Annotated in this window: 25 protein-coding genes and 1 riboswitch; of the genes, 6 read left to right on the top strand and 19 right to left on the bottom strand. The window is 76.9% G+C overall.

Annotated elements, in window-relative coordinates; translation table 11 throughout:
- Positions 1-314 precede the first annotated feature (314 nt).
- Positions 315-1,496, top strand: a complete 1,182-nt coding sequence (locus tag ACI780_RS21720; RefSeq protein WP_457005705.1) for a S8 family peptidase — start codon at positions 315-317, stop codon at positions 1,494-1,496.
- A 57-nt stretch (positions 1,497-1,553) separates the two neighbouring features.
- Here the strand turns inward: ACI780_RS21720 and ACI780_RS21715 are convergent, their stop codons facing one another.
- The 6 genes from ACI780_RS21715 to ACI780_RS21690 form a co-directional block, all read right to left on the bottom strand.
- A complete protein-coding gene (locus tag ACI780_RS21715) occupies positions 1,554-1,709 on the bottom strand; it encodes a hypothetical protein (RefSeq protein WP_457005703.1) in 156 nt (51 codons plus the stop codon).
- Entirely contained in the window at positions 1,709-2,212 is a 504-nt protein-coding gene (locus ACI780_RS21710; protein ID WP_457005701.1) for a Clp protease N-terminal domain-containing protein, read from the bottom strand. The genes ACI780_RS21715 and ACI780_RS21710 overlap by 1 nt, the downstream gene beginning before the upstream one ends.
- 16 nt (positions 2,213-2,228) lie before the next feature.
- Positions 2,229-2,456, bottom strand: coding sequence for an RNA polymerase subunit sigma-70 (locus ACI780_RS21705; protein WP_456870086.1), 228 nt, complete (start codon positions 2,454-2,456; stop codon positions 2,229-2,231).
- Positions 2,457-2,565: 109 nt separating this feature from the next.
- The gene (locus ACI780_RS21700) at positions 2,566-3,576 is read right to left on the bottom strand and encodes a threonine aldolase family protein (protein ID WP_457005699.1); all 1,011 of its coding nucleotides are present in this window, start codon (positions 3,574-3,576) and stop codon (positions 2,566-2,568) included.
- A gap of 72 nt (positions 3,577-3,648) precedes the next feature.
- Positions 3,649-4,986: a class II 3-deoxy-7-phosphoheptulonate synthase gene (locus ACI780_RS21695; RefSeq protein ID WP_456870084.1), complete on the bottom strand. Its 1,338-nt coding sequence runs from the start codon at positions 4,984-4,986 to the stop codon at positions 3,649-3,651.
- 42 nt (positions 4,987-5,028) lie between these two features.
- Positions 5,029-6,051, bottom strand: coding sequence for a 6-phosphofructokinase (locus tag ACI780_RS21690; protein ID WP_457005697.1), 1,023 nt, complete (start codon positions 6,049-6,051; stop codon positions 5,029-5,031).
- Positions 6,052-6,139: 88 nt separating this feature from the next.
- Here ACI780_RS21690 and ACI780_RS21685 point away from each other — a divergent pair, with 88 nt between their 5' ends.
- Positions 6,140-6,544, top strand: a complete 405-nt coding sequence (locus ACI780_RS21685; protein WP_457005695.1) for a PaaI family thioesterase — start codon at positions 6,140-6,142, stop codon at positions 6,542-6,544.
- Here ACI780_RS21685 and ACI780_RS21680 read toward each other — a convergent pair.
- Together ACI780_RS21680 and ACI780_RS21675 are read right to left on the bottom strand one after the other, a co-directional pair.
- A complete protein-coding gene (locus tag ACI780_RS21680; protein WP_456870081.1) occupies positions 6,501-7,028 on the bottom strand; it encodes a polyadenylate-specific 3'-exoribonuclease AS in 528 nt (175 codons plus the stop codon). The two genes, ACI780_RS21685 and ACI780_RS21680, sit on opposite strands and share 44 nt — an antisense overlap.
- Before the next feature lie 52 nt (positions 7,029-7,080).
- Complete coding sequence (locus tag ACI780_RS21675) at positions 7,081-7,842, bottom strand: lysophospholipid acyltransferase family protein (RefSeq protein ID WP_456870080.1); 762 nt, start codon at positions 7,840-7,842, stop codon at positions 7,081-7,083.
- Between the two features lie 167 nt (positions 7,843-8,009).
- On the opposite strand from ACI780_RS21675, the gene ACI780_RS21670 reads away from it, so the two are divergent.
- The gene (locus ACI780_RS21670; protein ID WP_456870079.1) at positions 8,010-8,705 is read left to right on the top strand and encodes a hypothetical protein; all 696 of its coding nucleotides are present in this window, start codon (positions 8,010-8,012) and stop codon (positions 8,703-8,705) included.
- Positions 8,706-8,713: 8 nt separating this feature from the next.
- On the opposite strand, the gene ACI780_RS21665 is transcribed toward ACI780_RS21670, so the two are convergent.
- The 4 genes from ACI780_RS21665 to ACI780_RS21650 are packed head-to-tail and all read right to left on the bottom strand — an operon-like array spanning position 8,714 to position 11,719.
- Positions 8,714-9,670, bottom strand: coding sequence for an ROK family glucokinase (locus ACI780_RS21665; RefSeq protein ID WP_456870143.1), 957 nt, complete (start codon positions 9,668-9,670; stop codon positions 8,714-8,716).
- A gap of 36 nt (positions 9,671-9,706) precedes the next feature.
- Complete coding sequence (locus tag ACI780_RS21660) at positions 9,707-10,072, bottom strand: hypothetical protein (RefSeq protein WP_457005692.1); 366 nt, start codon at positions 10,070-10,072, stop codon at positions 9,707-9,709.
- On the bottom strand, positions 10,069-11,283 hold the full coding sequence (locus ACI780_RS21655) for an ArsA-related P-loop ATPase (RefSeq protein ID WP_457005690.1): 1,215 nt from the start codon (positions 11,281-11,283) through the stop codon (positions 10,069-10,071). The genes ACI780_RS21660 and ACI780_RS21655 overlap by 4 nt, the downstream gene beginning before the upstream one ends.
- A 4-nt stretch (positions 11,284-11,287) precedes the next feature.
- Positions 11,288-11,719 carry an SRPBCC family protein gene (locus ACI780_RS21650; protein WP_456870076.1) on the bottom strand — a complete coding sequence of 144 codons (432 nt, stop codon included), beginning with the start codon at positions 11,717-11,719 and terminating at the stop codon, positions 11,288-11,290.
- Positions 11,720-11,873: 154 nt separating this feature from the next.
- Between ACI780_RS21650 and ACI780_RS21645 the strand changes: the two genes are divergently transcribed.
- Positions 11,874-13,667 (top strand): AMP-dependent synthetase/ligase, encoded by a 1,794-nt coding sequence (locus ACI780_RS21645; protein WP_457005688.1) that lies wholly within the window; start codon positions 11,874-11,876, stop codon positions 13,665-13,667.
- 50 nt (positions 13,668-13,717) lie between these two features.
- On the opposite strand, the gene ACI780_RS21640 is transcribed toward ACI780_RS21645, so the two are convergent.
- The 5 genes from ACI780_RS21640 to ACI780_RS21620 all read right to left on the bottom strand — a co-directional run bounded on the left by ACI780_RS21640 (position 13,718) and on the right by ACI780_RS21620 (position 20,010).
- Entirely contained in the window at positions 13,718-14,842 is a 1,125-nt protein-coding gene (locus tag ACI780_RS21640; protein WP_457005686.1) for a glycosyltransferase family 4 protein, read from the bottom strand.
- Positions 14,839-16,122 (bottom strand): M48 family metalloprotease, encoded by a 1,284-nt coding sequence (locus ACI780_RS21635; RefSeq protein ID WP_457005684.1) that lies wholly within the window; start codon positions 16,120-16,122, stop codon positions 14,839-14,841. Before ACI780_RS21635 ends, ACI780_RS21640 begins: the two co-directional genes overlap by 4 nt.
- A gap of 161 nt (positions 16,123-16,283) precedes the next feature.
- Positions 16,284-17,534: a C40 family peptidase gene (locus ACI780_RS21630; RefSeq protein ID WP_457005682.1), complete on the bottom strand. Its 1,251-nt coding sequence runs from the start codon at positions 17,532-17,534 to the stop codon at positions 16,284-16,286.
- Between the two features lie 16 nt (positions 17,535-17,550).
- Positions 17,551-17,729, bottom strand: a riboswitch (cyclic di-AMP (ydaO/yuaA leader).
- Between the two features lie 159 nt (positions 17,730-17,888).
- Entirely contained in the window at positions 17,889-18,164 is a 276-nt protein-coding gene (locus ACI780_RS21625) for a hypothetical protein (protein WP_457005680.1), read from the bottom strand.
- Positions 18,165-18,270: 106 nt separating this feature from the next.
- On the bottom strand, positions 18,271-20,010 hold the full coding sequence (locus ACI780_RS21620) for a D-alanyl-D-alanine carboxypeptidase family protein (protein WP_457005678.1): 1,740 nt from the start codon (positions 20,008-20,010) through the stop codon (positions 18,271-18,273).
- A gap of 201 nt (positions 20,011-20,211) precedes the next feature.
- Between ACI780_RS21620 and ACI780_RS21615 the strand changes: the two genes are divergently transcribed.
- Together ACI780_RS21615 and ACI780_RS21610 are read left to right on the top strand one after the other, a co-directional pair.
- Positions 20,212-22,125, top strand: a complete 1,914-nt coding sequence (locus tag ACI780_RS21615) for a DEDD exonuclease domain-containing protein (RefSeq protein ID WP_457005676.1) — start codon at positions 20,212-20,214, stop codon at positions 22,123-22,125.
- Positions 22,122-22,409 carry an Lrp/AsnC family transcriptional regulator gene (locus ACI780_RS21610; RefSeq protein WP_456870068.1) on the top strand — a complete coding sequence of 96 codons (288 nt, stop codon included), beginning with the start codon at positions 22,122-22,124 and terminating at the stop codon, positions 22,407-22,409. Before ACI780_RS21615 ends, ACI780_RS21610 begins: the two co-directional genes overlap by 4 nt.
- An 85-nt stretch (positions 22,410-22,494) precedes the next feature.
- Here the strand turns inward: ACI780_RS21610 and trpD are convergent, their stop codons facing one another.
- Both trpD and ACI780_RS21600 read right to left on the bottom strand, forming a co-directional pair.
- Complete coding sequence (trpD, locus tag ACI780_RS21605; protein ID WP_457005673.1) at positions 22,495-23,553, bottom strand: anthranilate phosphoribosyltransferase; 1,059 nt, start codon at positions 23,551-23,553, stop codon at positions 22,495-22,497.
- Positions 23,550-23,975 (bottom strand): hypothetical protein, encoded by a 426-nt coding sequence (locus ACI780_RS21600; RefSeq protein ID WP_456870066.1) that lies wholly within the window; start codon positions 23,973-23,975, stop codon positions 23,550-23,552. Before ACI780_RS21600 ends, trpD begins: the two co-directional genes overlap by 4 nt.
- Positions 23,976-24,111 lie beyond the last annotated feature (136 nt).

The following is a 24,111-nucleotide window of genomic DNA, read 5'->3' as shown; positions in this document are numbered from 1 at the left end:
CCCCCCCCCCCCCCCCCCCCCCCCCCCCCCCCCCCCCCCCCCCCCCCCCCCCCCCCCCCCCCCCCCCCCCCCCCCCCCCCCCCCCCCCCCCCCCCCCCCCCCCCCCCCCCCCCGGCTCAGAGGCCCGGGGACGTCGAGATCCGGTGATCTCGACGGAGGACGGAGGGGACCCCCACCGCGGCGCGCCCGGGGAGCGGACACGCCGTGCTCACCCTGCGCTTTCGCTGCTTCACTTGCGGTGATCTACGACACCGCGTTGGCTCGGAACACCTCGCGGCCGCCCGGCCGCGGGGAGCCTCACCGAGGAGCCGTCCTTGCCCACTCGTCGCACCCTGGCCGTCGGGATCGTCGCCGCCCTGGCGACCGCCGGCCTCGGCGTCACCGCGAGCCCCGCCGCGGCCGCACCGCCCGACGGCGGCCCGCGCGCCACCTACGTCGTCACCGTCGACCGCTCGACCCTCCCCGCCCAGGCGGCGGAGCGGGCCCGCGGGCTCGGCGGGCGGGTCGACCACGTCTACACCGCCGCGCTCACCGGCTACGCCGTGACCCTGCCGGAGGCCGCCGCGAGCCGGCTGGCCGAGCTGCCGGGCGTGGTCTCCGTCGAGCGCGACCGGGTGGTCACCGTCGGGGCCACGCAGACGAACGCACCGTGGGGTCTGGACCGCACCGACCAGCGCGACCTGCCGCTCAGCACGACCTACGGCTACACCGCGACCGGCAGCGGCGTCACCGCCTACGTCATCGACACCGGCATCAACGTCGCCCACACCGACTTCGGCGGCCGGGCGGTGTCCGGCTACGACGCCGTCGACGGCGGGTCGGCCGACGACTGCAACGGGCACGGCACCCACGTCGCGGGCACGGTCGGCGGCACGCAGTACGGCGTGGCCAAGGGCGTGAGCCTGGCCGGCGTCCGGGTGCTCGGCTGCGACGGCAGCGGCACCACCTCCGGCGTCGTCGCGGGCATCGACTGGGTGACCGCCCACCACCAGGCCGGCGCCCCGGCGGTGGCCAACATGAGCCTCGGCGGCGGCGCCAGCACCGCGATCGACACCGCGGTGCGCAACTCGATCGCCGACGGCGTCACCTACGCGGTCGCGGCGGGCAACGGCAACTCCGCCGGCGTGGCGCAGGACGCCTGCGCCTCCTCCCCCGCTCGGGTGCCCGCGGCGCTCACCGTCGGCGCGACCGACCGCACCGACACGGCGGCGTCGTTCAGCAACTACGGCTCCTGCGTCGATCTGCTCGCCCCCGGCGTGGGGATCACCAGCGCCTGGTACACCGGCACGACGGCGACCAACACGATCAGCGGGACGTCGATGGCCACGCCGCACGTGGCCGGGGTCGCCGCGCTCTACCTGTCGGGGAACCGCTCCGCGACGCCGGCCGCGGTGGCCGCCCAGCTGAACGGCACGGCCACGACGAACCACGTGAAGCTCTCCCGCACGGCCGAGCGGGCCGGCACGCCGAACCGGCTGCTGTTCGGCGCCTACTGATCCGTGGCACGACGACGGCCGCCGTCCCGCGAGGGGTGGCGGCCGTCGGCGCGTGCCTCAGTCACCGGTCGACGAGGACGGCTGACGAGGGCGGTGGACGGGTCCATCGACGTCCGGGTTCCTCCCGAGCCGCTCCGCGCGCCGCCTGCGCAGCCAGGTGCCGACGAGGCCACCGGTCACGCCACTCACCAGGTCTCCGAGCAGGTCGTCCATCAGCTGATCCCGGCCTCGGCGCGCGCGGCCTCCCGGAGCCGGTCGCGGTCCACCCCGAGGGCAGCGAGCGCGCGGGCGGCGGTGCCGCGCTCGAGGTCGCAGACCGCCGCGACGACGTGGGCTCCCCGCAGCAGGGAGGGCTCGGTCGACTTCGACAGCGCCACGGCGTCCTGGAAGACCTGCTGCGCCTGGGGCGTCGAGCGGAAGACACCAGCCGCCGGGCTGCGCAGCCCCGACGCGCCGTCGGCGCCGTGCTCGACCTCGATGCCCACCGCGGCCAGCGCGCTCGCGTGCGCCTCCTCGACGGCGGTGCGCAACCGCTGCGGGTCGACGCCGACGCGCCCCAGGGCCCGGGCCGCGGAGCCGTCGGGCAACGCCGTGGCGGCCAGCAGCAGGTGCTCCGGTCCCGGCGCCTGCTCCCCGCCGGCGCGCGCGTCGGCCTCGGCCCGGGTGAGCAGCCGCTTGATCGTGCGCACGTCCCGCGCCGCGTTGACCAGCCCCATCGACCGTTCCTCCAGATCAGCGACCGCGCCGCGCGCGGACCTCGGGTGCGAACTTCTTGTGCGCGGCCTGGGCGCTGATGCCCAGCGCCTCCCCCACCTGGGCCCACGTCCAGCCCTGGGCGATCGCCTCGACCACGGCGGCGACCTCGAGCCGGCCCGCCAGCCGGCGCAGGGCCACCACCGCGGCCAGCGCCGCCTCCGGGTCCTCGGGCCCCGGCAGGGCCTGCGCTTCGGCCACGGTCATCAATCTACGTTGATGACCGCTCCTCGTCAACACAGGTTGATGGCTCACCGTGGGCGGCGCCGTACGAGCAGCCGGGGGGGACCCGTCCCGGAACCCTCGTCAGCCGTGCTCAGCGGTCGAGGACGGCGGCGAGGACGTCGCCGGCGCGGTCCACGGCGGCACGGTCGACGTCGAGGTGCGTGACCAGCCGGATCCGCCGCGCGCTGACCCGCGACACCAGCACGCCCTGCGCCTTGGCGGCCTCGGCCACGACCGGCGCGTTCACCGCGTCCAGCACGACCATGTTCGTCTCGACCGTCGCGGGGTCGACGCCGAGCCGCTTGGCCAGCAGCCGCGCGTGCTCGTGGTCCTCGCCCAGCCGCGGCAGGTGGTGGTCCAGCGCGTGGGTGCAGGCCGCCGCGAGCACGCCGACCTGGCGCAGGCCGCCGCCGAGCCGCTTGCGCCACAGCCGGGCGGTCGCGATGCGCTCGGCCGAGGCGACCAGCACCGAGCCGACCGGCGCCCCGAGGCCCTTGGAGAAGCAGACCGAGGCGGTGTCGGCCAGCCGGCCGTAGGTGGACAGCGGCACCCCGGAGGCCACGTGCGCGTTCCACACCCGGGCGCCGTCGAGGTGGACGGCGAACCCACCCTCGCGGGACGCGTCCCACAGCCGCTGCAGCTGCTCCAGCGGCTGCACCAGCCCGCCGCCGCGGTTGTGCGAGTTCTCCACCGCGACGGCGGCGGTCGCGGTCAGGTGCCAGTCGTCCCGCGGCCGCACCTGCGCGAGGAGCTGGTCGGCGTCGAGCCGGCCGCCGGCGGAGACGACGGTGCGGGTGGAGATGCCGAAGACCGCCGCCGCGGCGCCCATCTCGTAGGTGACCACGTGCGCGTCGGCGTCGCAGAGCACCTCCTGGCCGGGCTCGCAGACCAGCCGCATGCCGATCTGGTTGCCCATCGTCCCCGACGGCACGAACAGCGCGGCCTCGTGGCCGAACAGCTCCGCCGTCCGCTCCTCCAGCGCGCGGACCGCCGGGTCCTCGCCGTAGACGTCGTCGCCGACCTCGGCCTCGGCCATGGCCCTGCGCATCCCGGCGGTCGGCCGGGTGACGGTGTCCGACCGCAGGTCGACGAAGGAGGTCATCCCGTCACTCCTTCCGGCGCCGCTGCAGGGGCCCGCCGTGAGCGTGCGAACGGTGGGGGGCAGCGGGGTCCTTCATCCACGCAGCATCTCCGCGACGAGGAAGGCCAGCTCGAGGGACTGCCCGGTGTTCAGCCGCGGGTCGCAGGCGGTCTCGTACCGGCTGTTGAGGTCCTCGTCGCTGATCTCCATGGCCCCGCCGAGGCACTCGGTGACGTCCTCGCCGGTGAGCTCGACGTGGATGCCGCCGGGCCAGGTGCCCAGCCCGCGGTGGACGTCGAAGAAGCCGAGGACCTCGTCGACGATCCGGTCGAAGTGCCGGGTCTTGTAGCCGGTGGAGGACTCGTGGGTGTTGCCGTGCATCGGGTCGCACTGCCACACCACCTGGTGGCCGCTGGCGGTGACCTTCTCCACGATCGCCGGCAGCACGTCGCGGATCCTGCCGTTGCCCATGCGGCTGATCAGCGTCAGCCGGCCGGGCACGCCGTCGGGGTCGAGCCGCTCGACGAGCTCGGTGGCCTGCTCCGGCGTCGTCGACGGGCCGATCTTGACGCCGATCGGGTTGGCGATCCGCGACATGAACTCCACGTGCGCGCCGTCGAGCTGGCGGGTGCGCTCCCCGATCCAGACGAAGTGCGCCGAGGAGGCGTAGGCGCGGCCCTCGTGCACCCGGACCAGCGCCCGCTCGTAGTCGAGGATCAGCCCCTCGTGGCTGTTGTAGAGCTCCACGCCGCGCAGCGCGGTGTCGTCGACCCCGCAGGCCTTCATGAACGCCAGCGCCCGGTCGATCTCGCGGGCGATGACCTCGTAGCGGACGCCGGCCGGGGAGCTCGCGACGAAGTCCTTGTTCCAGTCGTGGACGGCGTGCAGGTCGGCCAGTCCGCCGCGGGCGTAGGCGCGGATCATGTTCATCGCCGCGGCCGCGTTGGCGTAGGCGCGCACCAGCCGGTTTGGGTCGGGGACCCGCTTCTCCATCACCGGCTCGATGGAGTTGACCATGTCCCCGCGGTAGGACGGCAGGCCCAGCGCGTCGGTGTCCGACGAGCGCGGCTTGGCGTACTGCCCGGCCACCCGGCCGACCTTCACCACCGGCACGCTCGCGCCGTAGGTGAGGACGACGGCCATCTGCAGCAGCGTGCGCGTGGTGCTCTGCAGGTGGGCGTCGGTGTTGAGGTCGAAGGTCTCCGCGCAGTCCCCGCCCTGCAGCAGGAACGCCCGGCCCTGCGCGACCTCGGCCAGCCGGCCGCGCAGCTCGTCGACCTCGCCGGGCGCCACGATCGGCGGCACGGTCGACAGCGTGCCGAGCACGGTGTCCAGGACGGCGCGGTCGGGCCACGTCGGCTGCTGGGCGGCGGGGAGCTCCCGCCACCGGTCGAGACCGGGGACCGACTGGGCGGACTCGAGCAGGTTCACGCCCCGAGGGTACGGCCGCCGGGTGGGGCTTCCGCAGCACCGTCAGCCGAAGAAGACCTCCGCCTCCTGGTAGCGCTCCAGCGGGACCAGCTTGAGCGCCGCGGTGGCCTCGCTGATCGGCACCGTCACGACGTCGGTGCCGCGCAGCGCCACCATCACCCCGGACAGCCCCGCGTCGACGGCGTCGACGGCGGCCAGGCCGAAGCGGGTGGCCAGCACCCGGTCGAAGGCCGACGGCGTGCCGCCGCGCTGGACGTGCCCGAGCACCACCGCGCGCGACTCCCGGCCGGTCCGCTCCTCCAGGACGGCGGCGAGCGCCGCACCGATCCCGCCCAGCCGCACGTGCCCGAAGGCGTCGGTCTGCCCGGTGGAGGTGACCAGCGCGCCGTCGGCCGGCCGCGCCCCCTCCGAGACGACGACGATCGGCGAGTACCCGGACTCGAAGCGGTGCAGGCAGTGGGCCACGACCGCGTCGACGTCGAAGGGCCGCTCGGGCACCAGCACCACGGTGGCGCCGCCGGCCATCCCGGCGTGCAGCGCGATCCAGCCGGCGTGCCGGCCCATCACCTCCACGACCAGCGTGCGGTGGTGGCTGTCGCCGGTGGTGTGCAGCCGGTCGATGGCCTCCATGGCGACGCCGACGGCGGTGTCGAAACCGAAGGTGTAGTCGGTGCCGTCGAGGTCGTTGTCGATGGTCTTCGGCACGCCCACCACGCGCAGCCCGCCCTCGGACAGCTTCGCCGCGACGCCGAGGGTGTCCTCGCCGCCGACCGGGACGAGCGCGTCGATGCGGTGCCGCTCGAGGGTGGCCAGCACCCGCTCGGGGCCGTCGTCGAGGGCGTAGGGGTTGGTGCGGGAGGTGCCGAGCACGGTGCCGCCGCGGGGCAGCAGCCCGCGCACCGCGTGGAGGTCCAGCGGCACGGCGTCGTCCTCGAGCACGCCGCGCCACCCGTCGCGGAAGCCGACGACCTCGGCACCGGACCCGGTGGCCTTCCGCACCACCGCGCGGATGACCGCGTTGAGGCCCGGGCAGTCCCCACCGCCGGTCAGGATCCCGATGCGCACGACGCCTCCCAGAGGACGAACCGCAGGTCAGCGCCGATCCTGCCGCAGCCGGACCCCGCGAGGAATCACCTGGCGGCAGGATCGCCGTGTGGACGCCGCCGATCTGCTCGCCGCCATGCCCTTCGCCGTCGCCACCGGGGTCGAGCTCGACTCCGCCGGCCCCGGGGAGGTGGTGGGCCGGCTGCCCTGGGCCCCGCACCGCTGCACCGCCGGCGGGGTGCTGCACGGGGGCGCGCTGATGACCCTCGCGGACTCCGTCGGCGCCGTCTGCGCGTTCCTCAACCTGCCGCCGGGCGCCTCGACGGCGACGCTGGCCTCGGCCACCTCGCTGCTGCGCGCCGTCCGGGGCGGCACCGCGCACGCCACCGCCCGGCCGCTGCACGTGGGCCGCACGACCGTCGTCGTCCTCACCGAGGTCACCGACGACGACGGCCGGCCGGTCGCCTCGGTCACCCAGACGCAGGCCGTGCTCGGCGCCCCTCCCGCGGGCTGAGGACGCGGGCGGCCTCCATCGCCCGCCAGCGGGCGAGGTTGTGGCGGGCGTCGACGAGCGCGTCGTGGGCCCCGGTGGGCGTCGGCGGGAGCTCGGGCTGCCCGAGGTCGTCCCAGCGCTGCCGCAGCTCCCGGGTGAACCGCGGCACCACCCGCGGCAGCGCCGTCATCGGGCCCCACAGCTGGGCCATCGCCACGTGGTCGTAGGCGGCGAACCACGCCCACAGCTCCACCTCCTCACCGGGGCCGGTGAGGAAGGCCAGCAGGTCCTCGCGGATGCGCCGGCGGCTGCGCCAGGCCCGGTCGGCGGGCGGCGGGAGCTGGTCGAGCACGTTGCGGCGCACCCAGGGGATGGCCCGCCGCTCGTCGAACTCGGTGCTCACCGCGTAGAACTCGCGGCCGGTCTCGTCGACGACGCCGATGGAGACCAGGTCGATCGTGGTCCCGTCCTCGATGAACTCGGTGTCGTAGAAGAACCGCCGCACGCCGCCCACCGTAGGCGGGGCGGGGTCCGGGCACGTCCGCGGACGTGCCCGGTCAGCCGGCGAGGGAGTCCGGTGCGCGGTCGCCGGCCTCGTCGGCCGGCGGCTCGAGCCGGCTGACGACGTCGGAGGCGCTGGCGCCGGTGGCGTCCATCCGCTTCTTCACCTGGGCGCCGTAGACGTCGACGTACTCCTGGCCCGACAGCGTCATGATCTCGTACATGATCTCGTCGGTGATCGACCGCTCGACGAAGCGGTCCCCGGCCAGCCCCTCGTAGCGGGAGAAGTCCAGCGGCTCGCCGAAGCGCACGTGCACCCGGACGAGCGTGCGGCCGAACGGCATCCGGCGCGGCGTGTAGGTCATCGCCACCGGGACCACCGGAGCGCCGGTCTCCAGTGCCATCCGGGCCACACCGGTCTTGCCGCGGTAGAGCCGGCCGTCGGGCGAGCGGGTGCCCTCGGGGTAGATGCCCAGGAGCCGGCCCTGCTCCAGCATCTGGATGCCGGTGCGGATCGCGCCCTCCGCGGCGCTGGCGCTGGACCGGTCGATGGGGACCTGGCCGGCGCCGGAGAAGAAGAGCCGCCGCAGCAGGCCCTTGGCGCCGCGGCCGGTGAAGTACTCGGCCTTGGCCAGGAAGGTCACCCGGCGGCGCAGCGACAGCGGCATGAACACCCAGTCGGAGGCCGCCAGGTGGTTGCTCGCCAGGATCGCCGCACCCTGGGCCGGCACGTGCTCGCGGCCCTCGGCGCGAGGCCGGAAGGCCAGCTTCGCGAGCGGCCCGATCGCCACGAACTTGAGGAACCAGTAGAACAACACGCCTCCCTGTGGAACTGCCAGACTAGGGAGCCCCGCCCCCGAGCGACAATCGGCCCCTCCGGCCGCGCGCGTCGCCCGTCCGCCGGCTCCCACCCGCCGTCCGCCGAGGAGGACCCCGTGGCCGCACCGCCCGTCCCGGCCCGGGTGCCCCCTGAGGCAGTACCCCGATGACCGGGCCGCGACGCGGACGCGGACGGCGCGACAACGGCCTCGACGCCCCGCTGTGGGCGCCGCTGCGCGACGTCGACCCGCGGGTCGGCGAGCACCTGCTCGACGTGCTGCGCGAAGCCGGCATCGCCGCCTACCTGGAGCCGGCCACCGACGTCGGCCCCTACACCCGCACCGTCTTCCTCCCCAGCCCGCCGGCCGACCGGCTCTTCGTCGACCGGGCGCGGCTGCGCGAGGGCCGCTCGCTGGTCGACCGGCACGCCGACGAGCACGCCCCCGCGGGCGGGCCGGCCGCCGAGCGGCGCACCACCCGCCGTGACCTCGACGAGGACGCCGAGTGGGCGCGGATCGTGGCCGCCTACGAGGCCGAGCACGGCCGCACCGTCGTCGAGGACGCCACCCCGGCACCCGTTCCGGCGCCCACCGAGGACGCCCCCAGCCCCGACGAGCTCGAGGACGAGCACTACGAGCCGCCGCCGGCGCCGCCGGTCCCGGTGCCCTCGCCCTCGACGCTGTACGCGGTGCTGCTGGCCGCGGCCGGGGTGGTGCTGGTCGGCGCGCCGGGGGTGCTGGGCCTGACCACCGACACCGGCCTGGTGCTCGGTGTGGCCGCGCTGGTCGGCAGCGCGGGGCTGTTCCTCTCCCGCATGCGCGAGCGCTCCACCGACGACGGCGACGACGGCGCGGTGGTCTAGGGGCGCCGTCAGGCGATCCCTCGGGCGGCCATCGCGCGGGCCAGGTCGGCGGCACCGACCAGCCCCGACTGCGCGCCCAGCGCCGCGGCGACCACGCGCGGCACGGGCCGGAACCCGCGGCCGGGCAGCACCCGCTCCAGCCGCTCGCGCGCCGGCCGCAGCACCATGTCCCCGAGCACGCTCACCCCGCCGCCGATGACGACGACGTCGGGGTCGAGGACCGCGGCGAGGTCGGCGATGCCCTGACCGAGCCACTCGCCGACGTCGCTGACCAGGGCCAGCGCGACCGGGTCGCCGTCGGCCGCGGCCCGGGCGACGTGCTCCCCGGTCAGCCGGGACGCGTCGCCGTCGACGCGGTCGAGCAGCCGGGCCGCCGCGGCCGGGGAGCGGGTGGCCACCTCGCGCGCGGCCGTGGCCAGCGCGGTGCCGCTGGCGTACTGCTCCCAGCAGCCGCGGTTGCCGCAGGCGCACAGCCGCCCGTCGGGGACCACCCGCACGTGCCCCCACTCCCCCGCCACCCCGTGCGCGCCGCGCTGCAGCCGGCCGCCGGCGACGATCCCGCCGCCGATGCCGGTGCCGAGGGTGACGCACAGCGCCAGGTCGGCACCCCGAGCGGCGCCGAAGCGGTACTCGGCCCAGGCCGCGGCGTCGGCGTCGTTGCCCACCCACACCGGCCGCTGCAGGCGGGCGGCGAGGTCGCGGCGCAGCGAGGAGTGCCGCCAGGCCAGGTGCGGGCTGAACAGGACGACGTCACCGGTGCGGTCGAACCAGCCGGCCGCCCCGACCCCGACGGCTGCCAGCTGCCCGCCGTGCCACACGGCGAGCTCCTCGACCACCGCCGCGATCGCCGTCTCGGTCTCCTGCACCGACGCGGTCGGCGTCGAGCGGCGGGCGGTGGCCAGCACGGTGCCGTCGGGCGCCACGACCCCGCCGGCGACCTTCGTGCCGCCGACGTCGACGCCCAGCGCCGGCAGCGCGGCCGCCTCCTCGCCGGACGTCGCTCAGCCGATCTCGATGTGCTGGACCGGCGCGGGCGGCGGCGCGGCCTCCGCCGGCGGGGCGGCGTCCTCGCGCGCGGCGGACTCGGCGGCGGACTCGGCGGCGGACTCGGCGGCCGCCGCGGCGAGGGTCCGCAGCGCGGTGGCGGCGCTGACCAGGGCGTCGGCCAGCGCCTCGGTCACCTCCGGCCGCCGGGCGACCGCGGCGAACTGGCACACCGGGCACCAGCGGCAGTCCCCGCCGGGGACGTGCCCGTCCCCGCGCACCTCGGCCCAGACCTGCCCCAGGCCGCCCTCGCCGAGGCCGCCCTGGCCCAGGCCGGCGACCAGCCGGCGCGCCTGCTCGACCCAGTCGGTCGTCTCGCTCACGGCGTCCCCCCTGTGTCCGTGCCCGTGCTCGTGTCCCCGCCCGTGTCCCCGCCCGTGTCCGCCGCGACCGCCGCCAGCAGGTCGGCCGGCCACAGCTGCGGGTCCGCCGCGAACCCGACCTCCAGGCGCGCCGCCGGCGTGCCCGGGGCGGCGAGGCTGCCCGCGGTGACCACGCAGCGGCGCAGCAGCGCGTCCAGGCGCAGCGACCGCCGGGTGCCGGCGGCGCTCACCACCAGGTCGTCCGCCCAGCGGGTGAGCGTCACGTCGGCGCGCTCGGCGAAGGGCAGCGGCAGCGCCAGCCGCCAGCCGCCGTCCACGCGCTCGGGGGCCGGCGGCGGGGCCGCCGGCCCGCCGGCCGGGCCCGGCAGGTCGGTCAGCAGCGTGGCCAGCGCCCCGGCGCCCGCCGGTGCCCGCGGGGACTCCGCGACGGTCTGCAGCGGCGCGACCCCGGCGAGCGCGGCGAGCTCGGCCTCCTGCTCGGCGGCCCGCGCCGCCCACCAGCCGCCGTCGCCCGCCGGCGGGTCGGGCAGCACCCGGGCGAGCACGCCCACCGGGCGCTGCCCGTGCACGGCCAGCGCCGTGGTCGCCCGGCGCAGCGCGGCGGCGGCACCGGGCCGGGGCACCGCGACCAGCCGGACGGCGGTGGCGGCGGGGTCGGCGAGGGCGACCCGGCCGAGCAGGTCCTCCAGCGCGGGGACGGCGTCGAGCCCGACGTCGACGGCGCCCCGCCGCACGGTGCCGGCGCGGACGGCGGCGGTGCGCACCGCGCCGAGCATCCGCAACCGGGTGGGCAGCGCCTGCTCCAGCCACCAGCGCAGCGCGCCGGGCAGCGCGACCAGCCCGGTCGCCGTCGCCAGCGGGCCGGTGTCGAGGACGACCAGGTCCGCCCCCGACGCGGCGGCGCGGCCGAGGGCGGCCAGGAGCGCGAGCTCCCCGGCGCCGGGCAGCGGCACGACGGAGGTGACCGGCGGCAGCTCCACGTCGGGGACGGCGGCGGCCAGCTGGCCGCCCCACCCGGCCCACAGCCGCTCCAGCCCCGAGCGCGGGTCGGCCCGCACCACCTCGACGCCGTCCCCGGCGGCCCCGGCGGGGGGTTCCTGGGCGGTCACCAGCAGCACGCGCCGGCCGGCCCGGGCGGCGCGGACGGCGGCGGCCGCGGCGACGGTCGTGGTGCCGGCGCCGCCGGGCCCGGTGAACAGGAGGGTCTGCACGCGCTCAGCCCTCGACGCGCTTCTTGAGCTCCTTGAGCGCGGTGTCGAGGATGACCTTCTCCGCCCGCCGCTTGAGCATCCCGATCATCGGCACCGCCATGTCGACGGTGAGCCGGTAGGTGACCTCGGTGCCGCCCTCGGCCGCGGTCAGCGTGTAGGAGCCGTCCTGCCGCTTCATGATCTTGCTCTGCACGAGGCTCCAGGAGACCTGCCGGTCGTCGTCCCAGGTGTAGTCGAGGACGTACTCGTCGGTGAGGACGGTGGCGTCGATGACGAAGCGCACGCGGCGGGCGCGTCCGCCGGGACCGGGCTCGAGCACCTCGACGGTGCGGGCCGCCTTCACCCACCGCGGATAGGCCGCGAAGTCGGCGATCACCGCCATGACGTCGGCCGCCGGGGCGGCGACGACGATCGACTGGGTGGACTGCTCGGCCATGGGCTGAGGCTAACCGCTGCGGTTCCGCCTGCCGGGTGGACGTCGGGGACGCCGCTACTCACCGGTAGGGCCAGCCGGTAGATTCGGCGGGACGTGTCCCGCCGCGGACCGCGGGCACCGGCGCCCCTGGCCGAGCGGGCAGGAAGGACCGAGCGTGCGCGAGTACAGCGTCCCGGCGACGACCGAGGTGAGCCCCGGCGCCGCACTCACCGACATGCTGGCGGAGAACGTCGAGAAGCACGGCGACGACGTCGGCCTGCGGGTGCAGCGGAACGGCCGGTGGGAGGACGTCACCTGGCGGGAGTTCGGCGAGCAGGTCGCCGGCGTCGCCAAGGGCCTGATCGCGGCGGGCGTGCAGCCCGGCGACCGGGTCGCCCTGCAGGCCAAGACCCGCTACGAGTGGCCCCTGCTGGACTACGCGATCTGGACGGCGGGGGCGGTGACCGTCCCGGTCTACGAGACCTCCAGCCCCGACCAGGTGGCCTGGATCCTCGCCGACTCCGGCGCCGTCGCGGCGGTCGTGGAGCGCGCCGAGCACGCCGCCGCCGTCGACTCGGTGCGCGAGCAGGCCCCCGACCTCGGCCCGCTCTACGTCATCGAGGACGACGCCGTCGCCACCCTCACCGCCGCCGGCGCCGCCGTCCCCGACAGCGAGCTCACCGCCCGCCGCGCGACGCTGAGCGCCGACAGCGTGGCCACGCTGATCTACACCTCGGGCACCACCGGCCGCCCCAAGGGCTGCGAGCTCACCCACGGCAACTTCCTGTTCGAGATCGACAACGGCATCACGCTCCTCGAGCGCTTCCTCGGGGCGGACGGCTCGGTGCTGCTGTTCATCCCGCTCGCGCACGTGCTCGCCCGCGTCCTGCAGGTCGGCGCGGTCAAGACCCGCACGGTCACCGGCCACACGCCCGACGTGAAGAACCTGCTGGAGGACCTCGGCGCCTTCCGGCCGTCGTTCGTCCTCGCCGTCCCGCGGGTCTTCGAGAAGGTCTACAACTCCGCGAAGGCCAAGGCGGACGCCGACGGCAAGGGGAAGATCTTCGACCGCGCGGCCACGGTCGCCGTCGAGTGGTCCCGCGCCCAGGACACCGGCGGCGCCGGGCTCGGGCTGCGGATCCAGCACGCGCTGTTCGACCGGCTCGTCTACGGCAAGCTGCGCGCCGCCCTCGGCGGCCGCTGCCAGGGCGCCATCTCCGGCGGCGCGCCGCTCGGCGAGCGCCTCGGCCACTTCTTCCGCGGCATCGGCGTCACCGTCTACGAGGGCTACGGCCTGACCGAGACCACGGCCGCCGCGTCGGTCAACCACGACGCCGCGCTGCGCATCGGCACCGTGGGCCGCCCGCTGCCGGGGGTGTCCTTCCGCATCGCCGACGACGGCGAGATCCTCATCCGCGGCGGCGTGGTCATGCGCGGCTACTGGCGCAACGAGCAGGCCACCGCCGAGGCCATCGACGGCGAGGGCTGGTTCCACACCGGCGACATCGGCGAGATCGACGCCGACGGGTTCCTGCGCATCACCGGGCGCAAGAAGGAGATCCTGGTGACCGCCGGCGGCAAGAACGTCGCCCCCGCCGTCCTCGAGGACCGGCTGCGCGCCCACCGGCTGGTCAGCCAGTGCATCGTCGTCGGCGACCAGCGGCCCTTCATCGCCGCGCTGATCACCCTCGACGCCGAGGCGCTGCCGCTGTGGCTGGAGTCCAAGGGCAAGCCGGCCGACACCCCGATCGACCGGCTCGTCGACGACCCCGACGTCCGGGCCGAGCTCGACGCCGCGGTCGCCGACGCGAACAAGGCCGTCTCGCAGGCCGAGGCGATCAAGAAGTACCGGGTGCTGGCCACGGACTTCACCGAGGAGAACGGGATGCTGACCCCGAGCCTCAAGCTCAAGCGCTCGGTGGTCGTCAAGGAGTTCGACGCCGAGGTCGAGGCCCTCTACACCCGCTAGTCGAACGCCCGGCGGGCCCCCTCCCACCGCGGGAGGGGGCCCGCGGCGTCTCAGGGCTCGAGCAGCCCGGCGAAGGTGGCGGCGATCGTCGTCCAGGACCAGCGGCGCTCGACCCACGCCCGCCCGGCCGCGCCCATCGCCCGGGCCCGTGCGGGGTCGTCGAGCAGCGCGGTGACCGCGGCGGCCACCGCCTCCGGCGAGCGCGGGTCGCCGACCACGGTGCCGGTCTCGCCGTCGCGGACCGCCTCCGGCGCCCCGCCGGAGGTGCCGGCCACCACAGGCAGGCCGCACGCCGCGGCCTCCAGGTACACCATCCCCAGCCCCTCGACGTCGAGGCCGCCGCGGCGGGTGCGGCAGGGCATCGCGAACACGTCGCCGGCGGCGTAGTGCCCGGGCAGCTGCGCCGTCGGCACCGCGCCGGTGAACACGACCGACGCCTGCAGCTCGCGCGCGGTCACCGCCCGCCGCAGTCGCGTCTCGTCGGGTCCCCCGCCGACCAGCAGCAGCCGGGCGCCCGGGTGGCGCTGCAGCACCCGCGGCCACGCCGCCACCAGCACGTCCTGCCCCTTGCGGCGCACCAGCCGGGACACGCAGACCACCACCGGCCCCTCCCCCAGCCCGTACCGGCGGCGCACCGCGGTCCCGTCGGCGGCCGGGCCGAACCGGTCGACGTCGACGCCGGGTGAGAGCTGCGCGAGCTGGGTGCGCCCGCCGAGGGCCGGCTCCAGGCGGCTGCGGGTGTAGTCGCTGATGTAGGTCAGCACGTCGAGGCCGCCGGCGATCCGCTGCAGGAGCTGCCGGGCACCCGGTAGCGCCACCCAGCCCGTCTCGTGGCCGTGCGTGGCGCCCACCAGGTGCCGCACCCCGGCCGCGCGCAGGCCGGGGGCGAGCAGGCCCAGCGGGGCGGCGGCACCGAAGAAGGCGGTGTCGCAGCCGTGCTCGGCGACCAGCCCGGCGGCGGCGCGCGCGGTGGCGGGGGTGGGCAGGAGCACCCCCGTCGGGCGGCGGACCACCCGGTAGGGCAGCCCCGCGTCGTGGGCCTGCCAGCCCGGGGAGCCGGAGGCGAGGACGACCAGCGAGTCGGGCGGACGGCGTTCCAGCAGCGCGGCGACGAAGGTCTGGATGCCGCCCTGCCGCGGCGGGAAGTCGTTGGTGACGACGAGCGTGCGGCTCACCGCTCGCCCAGCCGCAGCCAGTCCTGCGCCATCGCGACCCGCTCCGCCGGTGTCGGGTGCGAGCCGAAGAACCACTGCCACACCGCCGGCGGGCTGGGGTCGGAGACGTTGGTCTCCGACAGCCGCCGCTGCACCGCGACGAACGCCGCCGCGTCGCCGGTGAGGTCGAGGGCGTACAGGTCGGCCCGGGCCTCCACGTGGCGCGACAACAGGTTCTGCACCGGCGTGGCCACCAGCGACCCGACGGCGCTCAGCAGCAGCACCAGCGGCACCACGCGCGGGTCGGCCGCCGAGTCCGCGCCGGCGCGGCGCAGCAGCGGCGTCCAGGTCAGCAGCCAGCCCAGCAGCGCCACCGCCGCGGCGGCGCCGAGTGCGCCCAGCAGGGTGCCGGTGAGGACGTCGTCATTGGCCACGTGCCCGAGCTCGTGGGCGACGATCGACTCGATCTCCTCGTCGGGCACCTCGGCCAGCAGCGTGTCGTAGACGACGACGCGGCGGGTGGAGCCGAAGCCGGAGACGTAGGCGTTCAGCGACGTCGTCCGGCGGGAGGCGTCGGCGACGAGGACGTCCTGGACCGGGTTGCCGCTGGCCTCGGCCAGCTCCAGCAGGTCGGTGCGCAGCGGGCTCGCCGGCAGCGACTCGAACCGGTTGAACGCCGGCTCGATGACCACCGGGTAGAGGAAGGAGCCGGCGACCACGAGGCCCGCCGCGCCGGCCGCGGCCCACGCCCACCAGGTGCGCGGCGCCCGGCGGGCGAGGGTCACCAGGGCGAGCAGGGCGAGCGCGGTCAGGCCGGCGTCGATGGCGGTGGAGAGGGCGACGTCGCGCAGCCACAGCGGCCACGACCGGGTCGACAGCCCGTAGCGGTGCCGGACGACCTCCCCGTACCCCGACAGCGGCAGCGTGACCAGCCGGCCGAGGACGACCAGCACGACCGTGCCGAGGAGCACCGTCAGGGACCGGCGGCGGCCGACGAGGCGGCCCACGGCGGTGACCAGCCGGCTGCCCAGGCGGGTGAGACCGAGCACCGCCGAGACGGCGAGCCCGAGGACCAGGCCGGTGAGCGAGGCCGGACGGATGGCGGCGACGAACGCCTCGGCCCGGCGCACCGCCTCGGCCGGCAGGCCGGCGTCGGCACTGAGCGGGGTCGCGCCCCCGGGCGGGGTGGGCAGCGGCGCCCAGGGGGTGCGGACGGCGACGACGACCACGAACGCCGTGCCCAGCACGGCCGCGACGAGCAGGGCCGCCCGGCGGGTCCCCGACCCGCCCGCCCAGCTCACCCCGCCGATCCTAGGCGTGCGGGCCCCCCGGCCGTCCGGGCCCGTGGGACGACAAGGGCCGGCGACCCACCGGGTCGCCGGCCCTGGCGACGTGCTGGAACGGCCACCCTTCAGGGGCCCGCGCCGAGCCTGCGAGGCGTGGGGGGAAGGGTGGTCCGTTGTCAGGCGATGCGGCGCATGGCGGTGATGCCGCCCATCGAGTCGACGGAGACCACCTTCACCGGCACGCCGGAGGTGGAGGCGTGCACCATCTGCCCGTTGCCGATGTACATCGAGACGTGGCTGACCGGGCTGTAGTAGAAGATCAGGTCACCCGGCTGCAGCTCCGAGCGGGAGACCGCGGTGCCCATCTGCGACTGCATCTTGCTGGAGTGCGGGAGGCTGATCCCGGCGGCCGCGTAGGCGTACTGGGTCAGGCCCGAGCAGTCGAACGCGTCCGGCCCGCCGGCCCCCCACACGTAGGGGTCACCGACCTGCGCGAGCGCCGTCTGCACCGCCGTCTGTGCGGCGCCGCTACCCCCGCCGGACGCGGAGACCGCCGGGGCCGGGGCGGCGGCCGCCGGCGCGGCGGCGGCCGGAGCGGCCGCGGCGGGCGCCCCGCCGGCCGGCGCGGCCGGCGCCTCGGCGGCGGAGGCACCGGCGGAGGCACCGGCTGAGGCGGCCTCGGCCGCTGCAGCCTCGGCCGCTGCGGCCGCGGCGCCGGCCTGGGCGGCCAGGGCCGCCTGCCGCTCGGCCTCGGTGAGCGCGTCGAACTGGGCCCGGTAGTCGACGATGTCGTCCTCGAGCCGCTGCTCCTGGGCGGTGAGGTCGCCGAGCGTGGCCTCCGCCTCGGCCTCGGCGGCGTCGGCGTCGCGCTGGGCCTGCTCCGCCGCCGCAGCGGCCTCGCCGACCCGGGCGAGGACGTCGGTGGTGTGACCGGCGATGCGGTCGAGGGTGGCCAGCGAGCTGACGAAGTCCTCGGCGGAGTCGCTGGTCATCAGCAGGTCCAGCTGGGCGAAGGTGTCGTTGCTGCTGGTGTAGGCGCTGCGGGCGACCTCGCGGATCTGCCCGTCGAGGGCCTGCAGCTGCGCCTGCGCGTCGGCGAGGGCGCGGTCGGCGGCCTCGGCGGCGGCCTGCTGCTGGGCGAGCACCTCCCGGGCCTCGTTGACCCGCTCGCTGACCGCCTCGAGGCGGCGGCCGGCGTCGGCGGCGAGCTCGGCGGCCTGCTCGGAGGTGGTGGCCCGCTCGGGGTCGGCGACCGCGGTGCCGGGCAGCAGGGTCACGGTCAGGGCGGCGGCGGTGCCGGCGAGGGCGACCCGGCCGAGGAGCCGGCGCCGGGAGGGGCGGTGCGGACCGGCGATGCGCGCGGTCGCGGGTGCGGAGGAGGTGGACTGTGCGCGGGCATGCCCCAGGGAGGGGCGGGGGGTCGCCACGGGCGGCGGCTCTCCGTTTCTTCCTCAGCAACCGCCTACCGAGTTAGCTGACGGGTTCGGGCTGGGAAGACGTGCCCTATCCGCGTGCCCCGGTGGACCGGGACACGCGAGAACTCACCCCAGTGCTGCGGTGGGTCCCCGGCTCACCTCGCGCACACCCGCAGGCGGCGTCCGGCGACTCGGCGGTCACCAGCCGAGGTCACCTCACGTGAGGTGACGACCACCCGGCCGGCCGCGGCCACACTACGGACGTGGTGAGGTCGTGACAAACGGGCCCCCTGCGGTTTGTGAGAACACGCACAGTGAGCCACGACGCCACTCCGGTGTGTACCCCGCACGGCGTCCACCTGCGGCTCAGCCGGTGCGGCGCCGGCCGGCCGGGCGGTGACGCAGCGGAGGCACCAGGCCGCCCTCGGCCAGCGCCCGCACCGCACGCCGCTCGACGTCGTCGAGGTCCACCAGCACACCCGGTCGGGCGACGACGGCGTCCTCGGCGGCCGGGACGGGCGGGACCGGCAGGAACACCGGCGGGGTGGCCCGCCGTGCCGGTGGCGCGCCGAGCAGGACGGTGACGACGCAGTCGGCACACCCGGTGCCGCGCGCGGTGCAGCTGTCGCAGTCGATGAGCATGGCCTGTCCCTCCGGTGCCCCGGCCGCCCGGGGAACGGGTCGCGGCCGGGACGGGTCTGCCTGTCGGTCGCCGCGCACGCTAGGGACGGCCACCGACAGTCCCCGGTCAGCTGCCCGCGTACTCCCAGTGCCAGGGCTCCTCGCGGCCGTTGCCCGGATCGGCCCAGGTGGGGTGCAGCCAGCCGAACCGGCCGGCGTTGGCGACCATCCACGCGTACTGGGCGGTGTCGAAGGTCTGGATGCCGCCGCACAGGTCGACCGCCAGCCCCCAGCCGTGGTTGCTGGTGCCCGGGACCGCGGCCAGGGCCGGCTTCTCGCCGTAGAGCCGGACCTGCCCGGCGTAGGTCCGGTAGGAGTCGGTGATGCAGATCGGCTCGCCGAACTGCGCGGCGAACGCCCCGCTCATCGCCCGGTAGGCCGCGGCGGCGTCGCAGCGCAGCGAGTGCCCGCCGGCCCCCAGCGGGCACAGCGCGCTCGGCGGGATGAGGCCGTTGGGGTACCCGCCCCAGGCCCGGGCCCCGTCGAAGCTCGGCGGGTACACGGTGTTGCCGCACTCGACGCGCAGCGCGCCGTCCGACGGCCCCGGGGCGGGCTCCTCCGGGCGCGTGCCCAGGCTCGGCCGCCCGACGTGCAGCACCTCGTCGGCCGGCAGCCGGCGGACGACGACCGCGCCGGCCCGCGCGTCGGCGGCCAGCATCGTGTCGCGGTCCAGGGCGATGCCCACGTGGCCCAGGCCGGACTCCGGCGTCCCGAGGAACACCAGGTCACCGGGCAGGACGTCGGCGAGGTCGACCGGCACGGTGACGGCGAACAGACCGGCCTGGTCGGCGGGCAGGGCGACCCCCGCCGAGCCGTAGACGGTGGAGACCAGCGAGCCGCAGTCCCACGAGTCCGGGCCGGCCGTCCCGGGCGCGTAGGGCCGGCCCAGAGCGTCCATGGCCGCGGTGACGGCGGCGACCGTCTGCGCCGGCAGCACGAGCAGCGACGTCGGCTCGCGGGGGAACTGCGCCGCACCGCGCTGGGCGCCCCCCGACGCGGACCCGACCGGCACCAGCCCGGCCGGCAGGGCGCCCGCGGGGTCGAGCAGGTCCGCGGCCGGCGGCGAGGCCACCCCCGCCGCGGCGAGCTGGTCGAGGTGGGCGCGCCAGTTGGCCGCCGTCTGCCGGTTGACGTCGAGCTGCTGCTGCTGCAGGTCCGACAGCTGCCGGTCGACGTCGCTCAGCGCGGCGTCGAGCTCGCCGGTGACCGCGTCCGCGGCCGCCTCGAGGTCGCGGACCTGGGCGCCGAGCGCGTCGGTCCGCTGCCGCGCCTCGGCGAGGGCGGCGTCGGCGGCGGCCTGCTCGGCCACGGCGGCCCGGCGCTGGTGCTCCGCGGCGGTCACCACCGCGGCGGCGTGGTCGTCGACGGCGTCGAGGTAGCCCAGCGCGGCGGCGAGGTCGCCGGGGTCGCCGCCGGAGAGCAGGACGCTCAGCGGGGAGAACGCGCCGCCGTCGCGGTAGGCCGCCGAGGCGTACCGGGCGACGTCGTCCTGGTGGCGCGCCAGTTCCTCCTCCGCGGCGGTCACCGCGGCCCGGGCGGCGTCGACGCCGGCCTGCGCGTCGGCCAGCGCCTGCTGCGCGGCCGCGACCTCGGTCTGCCGCTGCCGCAGGTCGGCCTGCACCTCGGCGGCCCGCTGCTGCAGGCGGTCGAGGGCCTCGCTGTCGAGGACGCCGCTGGTGCCCCCGGGCTGGTCGCTGGGGGTCGCGGCGGCCGGTCCGGCGAGCGGCAGCGCCACCAGCACCGCCGCGGTCACCAGCGTCAGGGGCGCGGCCCGGCGCTGCACGCGCGACCGGGACCACAGGCGCACCGCACCACCCCCCGCGAGACCGGACCGTACGGTCCGCCCGGGGATCGTCGTCCGCGCCGCCGTCGTCCCGCAAGCGTTCCGCGCACCGCTCCTCCCTCCGGGTCCGGAGGCCCGGCGCGTCGCCCGGCGCGTCGCCCGGAGTCGGCCGCCGGCGACCCCCTCCTCCCCGGGACTGTCCGACCCCCGGCCTACCGTCCCGCCGTGCTCTTCCCCGCCGACGGCGCCGGGTCCCGGTCGCCGCGACACGCACAGGCACCGGCCCACGGTGACCGCCCGCTCCCCCGCTCCCGCCCGGCCCCGCACGAGCCGCTGCCGCCGGTCCAGACCACCATCGACGAGCTCGGCACCCCGCTGGCCGGCGTCACCTTCGTCGTGGTCGACCTGGAGACCACCGGGGGGTCGCCGAAGGACTGCGCGATCACCGAGATCGGCGCGGTGAAGGTGCGCGGCGGCGAGGTGCTCGGGGAGTTCCAGACGCTGGTCGACCCCGGCTGCGAGGTGCCGCCCTACATCAGCGTGCTCACCGGCATCACGACGGCGATGGTGGCCACCGCCCCGCGCATCGCCGCGGTGCTGCCGGCCTTCCTCGAGTTCGCCCGCGGCGCCGTCCTGGTGGCCCACAACGCGCCGTTCGACCTCGGCTTCCTCCGGGCCGCCTGCGAGCAGACCGGCACCGTCTGGCCCGCGTCCACGTCCGTCGACACCGCCGTCCTCGCCCGCCGGCTGCTCTCCCGCGACGAGGTGCCCAACTGCAAGCTGGCCACCCTCGCGCCGTACTTCTCCGCCTCCACCGCGCCCTGCCACCGTGCCCTCGACGACGCCCGCGCCACCGTCGACGTCCTGCACGGCCTGTTCGAGCGGCTCGGCCCGCTCGGGGTGACGTCGCTGGAGGAGCTCACCGGCCTGACCCGCCAGGTCGACCCGGAGCGGCGCCGCAAGCGGCACCTGGCCGACGCGGTGCCCTCCGGCCCGGGGGTGTACGTCTTCCGCGGCCCGCGCGACGAGCCGCTGTACGTGGGCACGAGCAACGACCTGCGCACCCGGGTCCGCAGCTACTTCACCTCCGGGGAGCAGCGCAGCCGGATGACCGAGATGGTGGCGCTGGCCCAGCGGGTCGACGCCGTGCCGTGCGCGCACGACCTCGAGGCCGCCGTCCGGGAGCTGCGGCTGATCGCCGAGCACAAGCCGCGCTACAACCGCCGCTCGCGCTTCCCCGAGCGGGCGCTGTGGCTGCGGCTCACCGAGGAGCCCTTCCCCCGGCTGTCGGCGGTGCGCCGGGTGGGCCCCGGGGCCGGCGTCTTCCTCGGCCCCTTCGCCGACCGGCGGGCCGCCGAGATGGCGATGGCGGCCATCCACGAGGCGCTGCCCCTGCGGCAGTGCACCGCCCGGCTGTCGCCGCGGGTGCGCACCGGCGCCTGCGCGCTGTCGGGGATGGGCCGCTGCGGCGCGCCGTGCACCGGCGCGCAGTCGGTCGAGGAGTACGCGGAGGTCGCCGAGGTGCTGCGGGGCGCGGTGGCCGGTGACCCGCGGGCGCTGGTCGAGCCGCTGCTCGACCGCGTCGACCGGCTCGCCGCCGAGGAGCGCTACGAGGACGCCGCGGTGCTGCGCGACCGGGTCGCGGTCCTGGTGCGGGCGGTGCGCCGCCGGCAGCGGCTGCAGACGCTGGCCGCCGTCCCCGAGTTCGTCCTGGCCCGGCCCGACGGCGACGGCGGCTGGCACCTCACGGTGGTGCGCCGCGGCCGGCTGGTGTCGGCCGGCTGCGCCCCGCGGGGGACGTCGGTGCGCGACACCCTGGCCGTCCTGCGCGCCACCGCCGAGACCGTCCCCGGCGCCGACGGCGAGCTGGCCGCCTCGGTCGACGAGACCGAGCTGGTGCTGCGCTGGATGGAGAAGCCGGGCTCCCGGCTGGTCGAGGTGGAGGGCACCCTGGCCTGCGCGGCGCCGGGCACCGGCGGGTTCAGCGGCTTCCTCGCTCGGGTCGACGCCGGCCGGGCGCTGCGCGACCCCTTCGCCGACGACCGCCAGCTGGGCACCCGCGCCCGCCCCGAGCGCATCGTCGCGGGCCCGTCGGTCGTCGGCGGTCCGCAGGGGTCACGGATAGCATCGCCGGCGTGATCACCGCCATCGTGATGGTCGACGCCGCCACCGACGCGATCCCCGAGGTGGCGGCCGCGATCGCCGAGCTCGACGGCGTCAGCGAGGTCTACTCGACCGCCGGGGAGGTCGACCTCGTCGCGATCGTGCGGGTCCGCGAGTTCGACCAGGTGGCCGAGGTGATCGCCGGGCGGATCAACAAGGTGCCCGGCGTGCTGGAGACCGAGACGCACATCGCCTTCCGCGCCTACTCCAAGCACGACCTCGAGGCCGCCTTCTCCCTCGGCCTCGAGTCCGGCGCCTGACGGAGGACCGCCCTCCTCCCCACGCCTCGCTCCGCTCGGCGCGTGCCCCTGGAGGGCGGCCGTTCCAGCGCCTCGCGACGGGAGCTCAGCCCCCAGCGGCCGCGCGGCTGACGGCGACCCAGCGCTCGAGCAGGGCGGCGGCCCGGCCGTCGTCGACGGCGGCCGCGGCCCGCGCCGTGCCGTCGGCCAGCGCGGCGGTCAGCTCGCCCCCGCGCTCGTCGGCGGCGGCCAGCGCCGCGGCGGCGTTGAGCAGCACGGCGTCGCGCACCGCCCCCCGCTCCCCGGCGAGCACCCGCCGGAAGACCTCGGCGTTGTGCGCGGGGGTCCCGCCGCGCAGCGCGTCGGGGCCGGCGGTGGCGATGCCCAGCTCGGCGGGGTCGACCACCCCGGCGGTGACCGCGCCGTCGCGCGCCACCCACACCCGCGACGTCGTCGCGGTGGTGAGCTCGTCGAGGCCGTCGTCCCCACGGAACACCAGCGCGCGGCTGCCCCGCGCGGCGACCACCTCCGCCAGCACCGGCGCCATCCGCGGGTCGGCGCAGCCGATCGCGGCGGCCACCGGCCGGGCCGGGTTGGTCAGCGGGCCGAGGAAGTTGAAGACCGTGCCGATGCCCATCTCCCGCCGCGGCGCCGCGGTGTGCCGGTAGCCGGGGTGGAAGACCGGCGCGAAGAAGAAGCCGATGCCGGCCTCCCGCACGCAGTGGGCCACCGCCGCGGCGGGGAGGTCGATGACGACCCCCAGCGCCTCGAGCACGTCGGCGGCCCCCGACGACGAGGAGGCGGCGCGGTTGCCGTGCTTGGCCACCGGGACCCCGGCGGCCGCGGTGACGACGGCGGCCATCGTGGAGATGTTGACGGTGTGCGCGCCGTCGCCGCCGGTGCCGACGACGTCGACCGTGGCGACGGGCAGGTCGACCGGCGTGGCCCGCTCCAGCATCGTCGCGGCCAGCCCGGCGACCTCGGCCGGCGCCTCGCCCTTGGCGCGCAGCGCGACGGCGAACGCGGCGATCTGGGCGGGGGTGGCCTCGCCGGTCATCACCTCGCGCATCGCCCAGGCGGTGTCGTCGGCGGTGAGGTCCTCACCGGCGAGCAGGCGCGACAGCAGGCCGGGCCACGTGGGTCCGGCGGCGGGGCGGGCGCTCACCGGCGGGCAGGTCGGGCCTGCGGGCCGCGGGCAGCCCGCTCGCGCAGCAGGCCGGCCACGACCTCGGGGGCGGTCAGCGCGTCGATCGGCAGGGCCAGCGTGGCGTCGGCCTGCGACCAGTGGGCCAGCCACCGGTCGGGCTGGCGGGCGATGAGCACGCAGATCGCCGGGCGGTCGGCGACCTCGACGACGAGCTGCCGCGACAGCGCGAGGCCACCGGTCGGCTGCGCCTCGCCGTCCAGGACGACGAGGTCCACCCCGCCGCCGTCGACGGTGTCGACGACGTCCTCCCCGGTGGCGCACTCGACCCACCGCAGGGGGCCGACGTCGGGTGCCGGGCGGCGGCCCACGGCGGTGCGGACGGCCTCGCGGACCTCGGGCCGGGAGCTGTAGACGAGGACGGTGGCCGGCGCGTCGATCACGCCCGGCAGCCTAGTGCCCGGGCGGGCCCGGTCCGGGGGACGCGACGCCCGTCCGGGGGACGGTCTCGGCCTGGTCACGGTGCAGGCACGCCGTGCTACCCACGGTCGGTGCACGTCGTCGACCGATGCCATGATG

This window comes from Geodermatophilus sp. SYSU D00814 (assembly GCF_054050055.1).
This window is presented reverse-complemented; position numbering and strand designations above follow the sequence as displayed.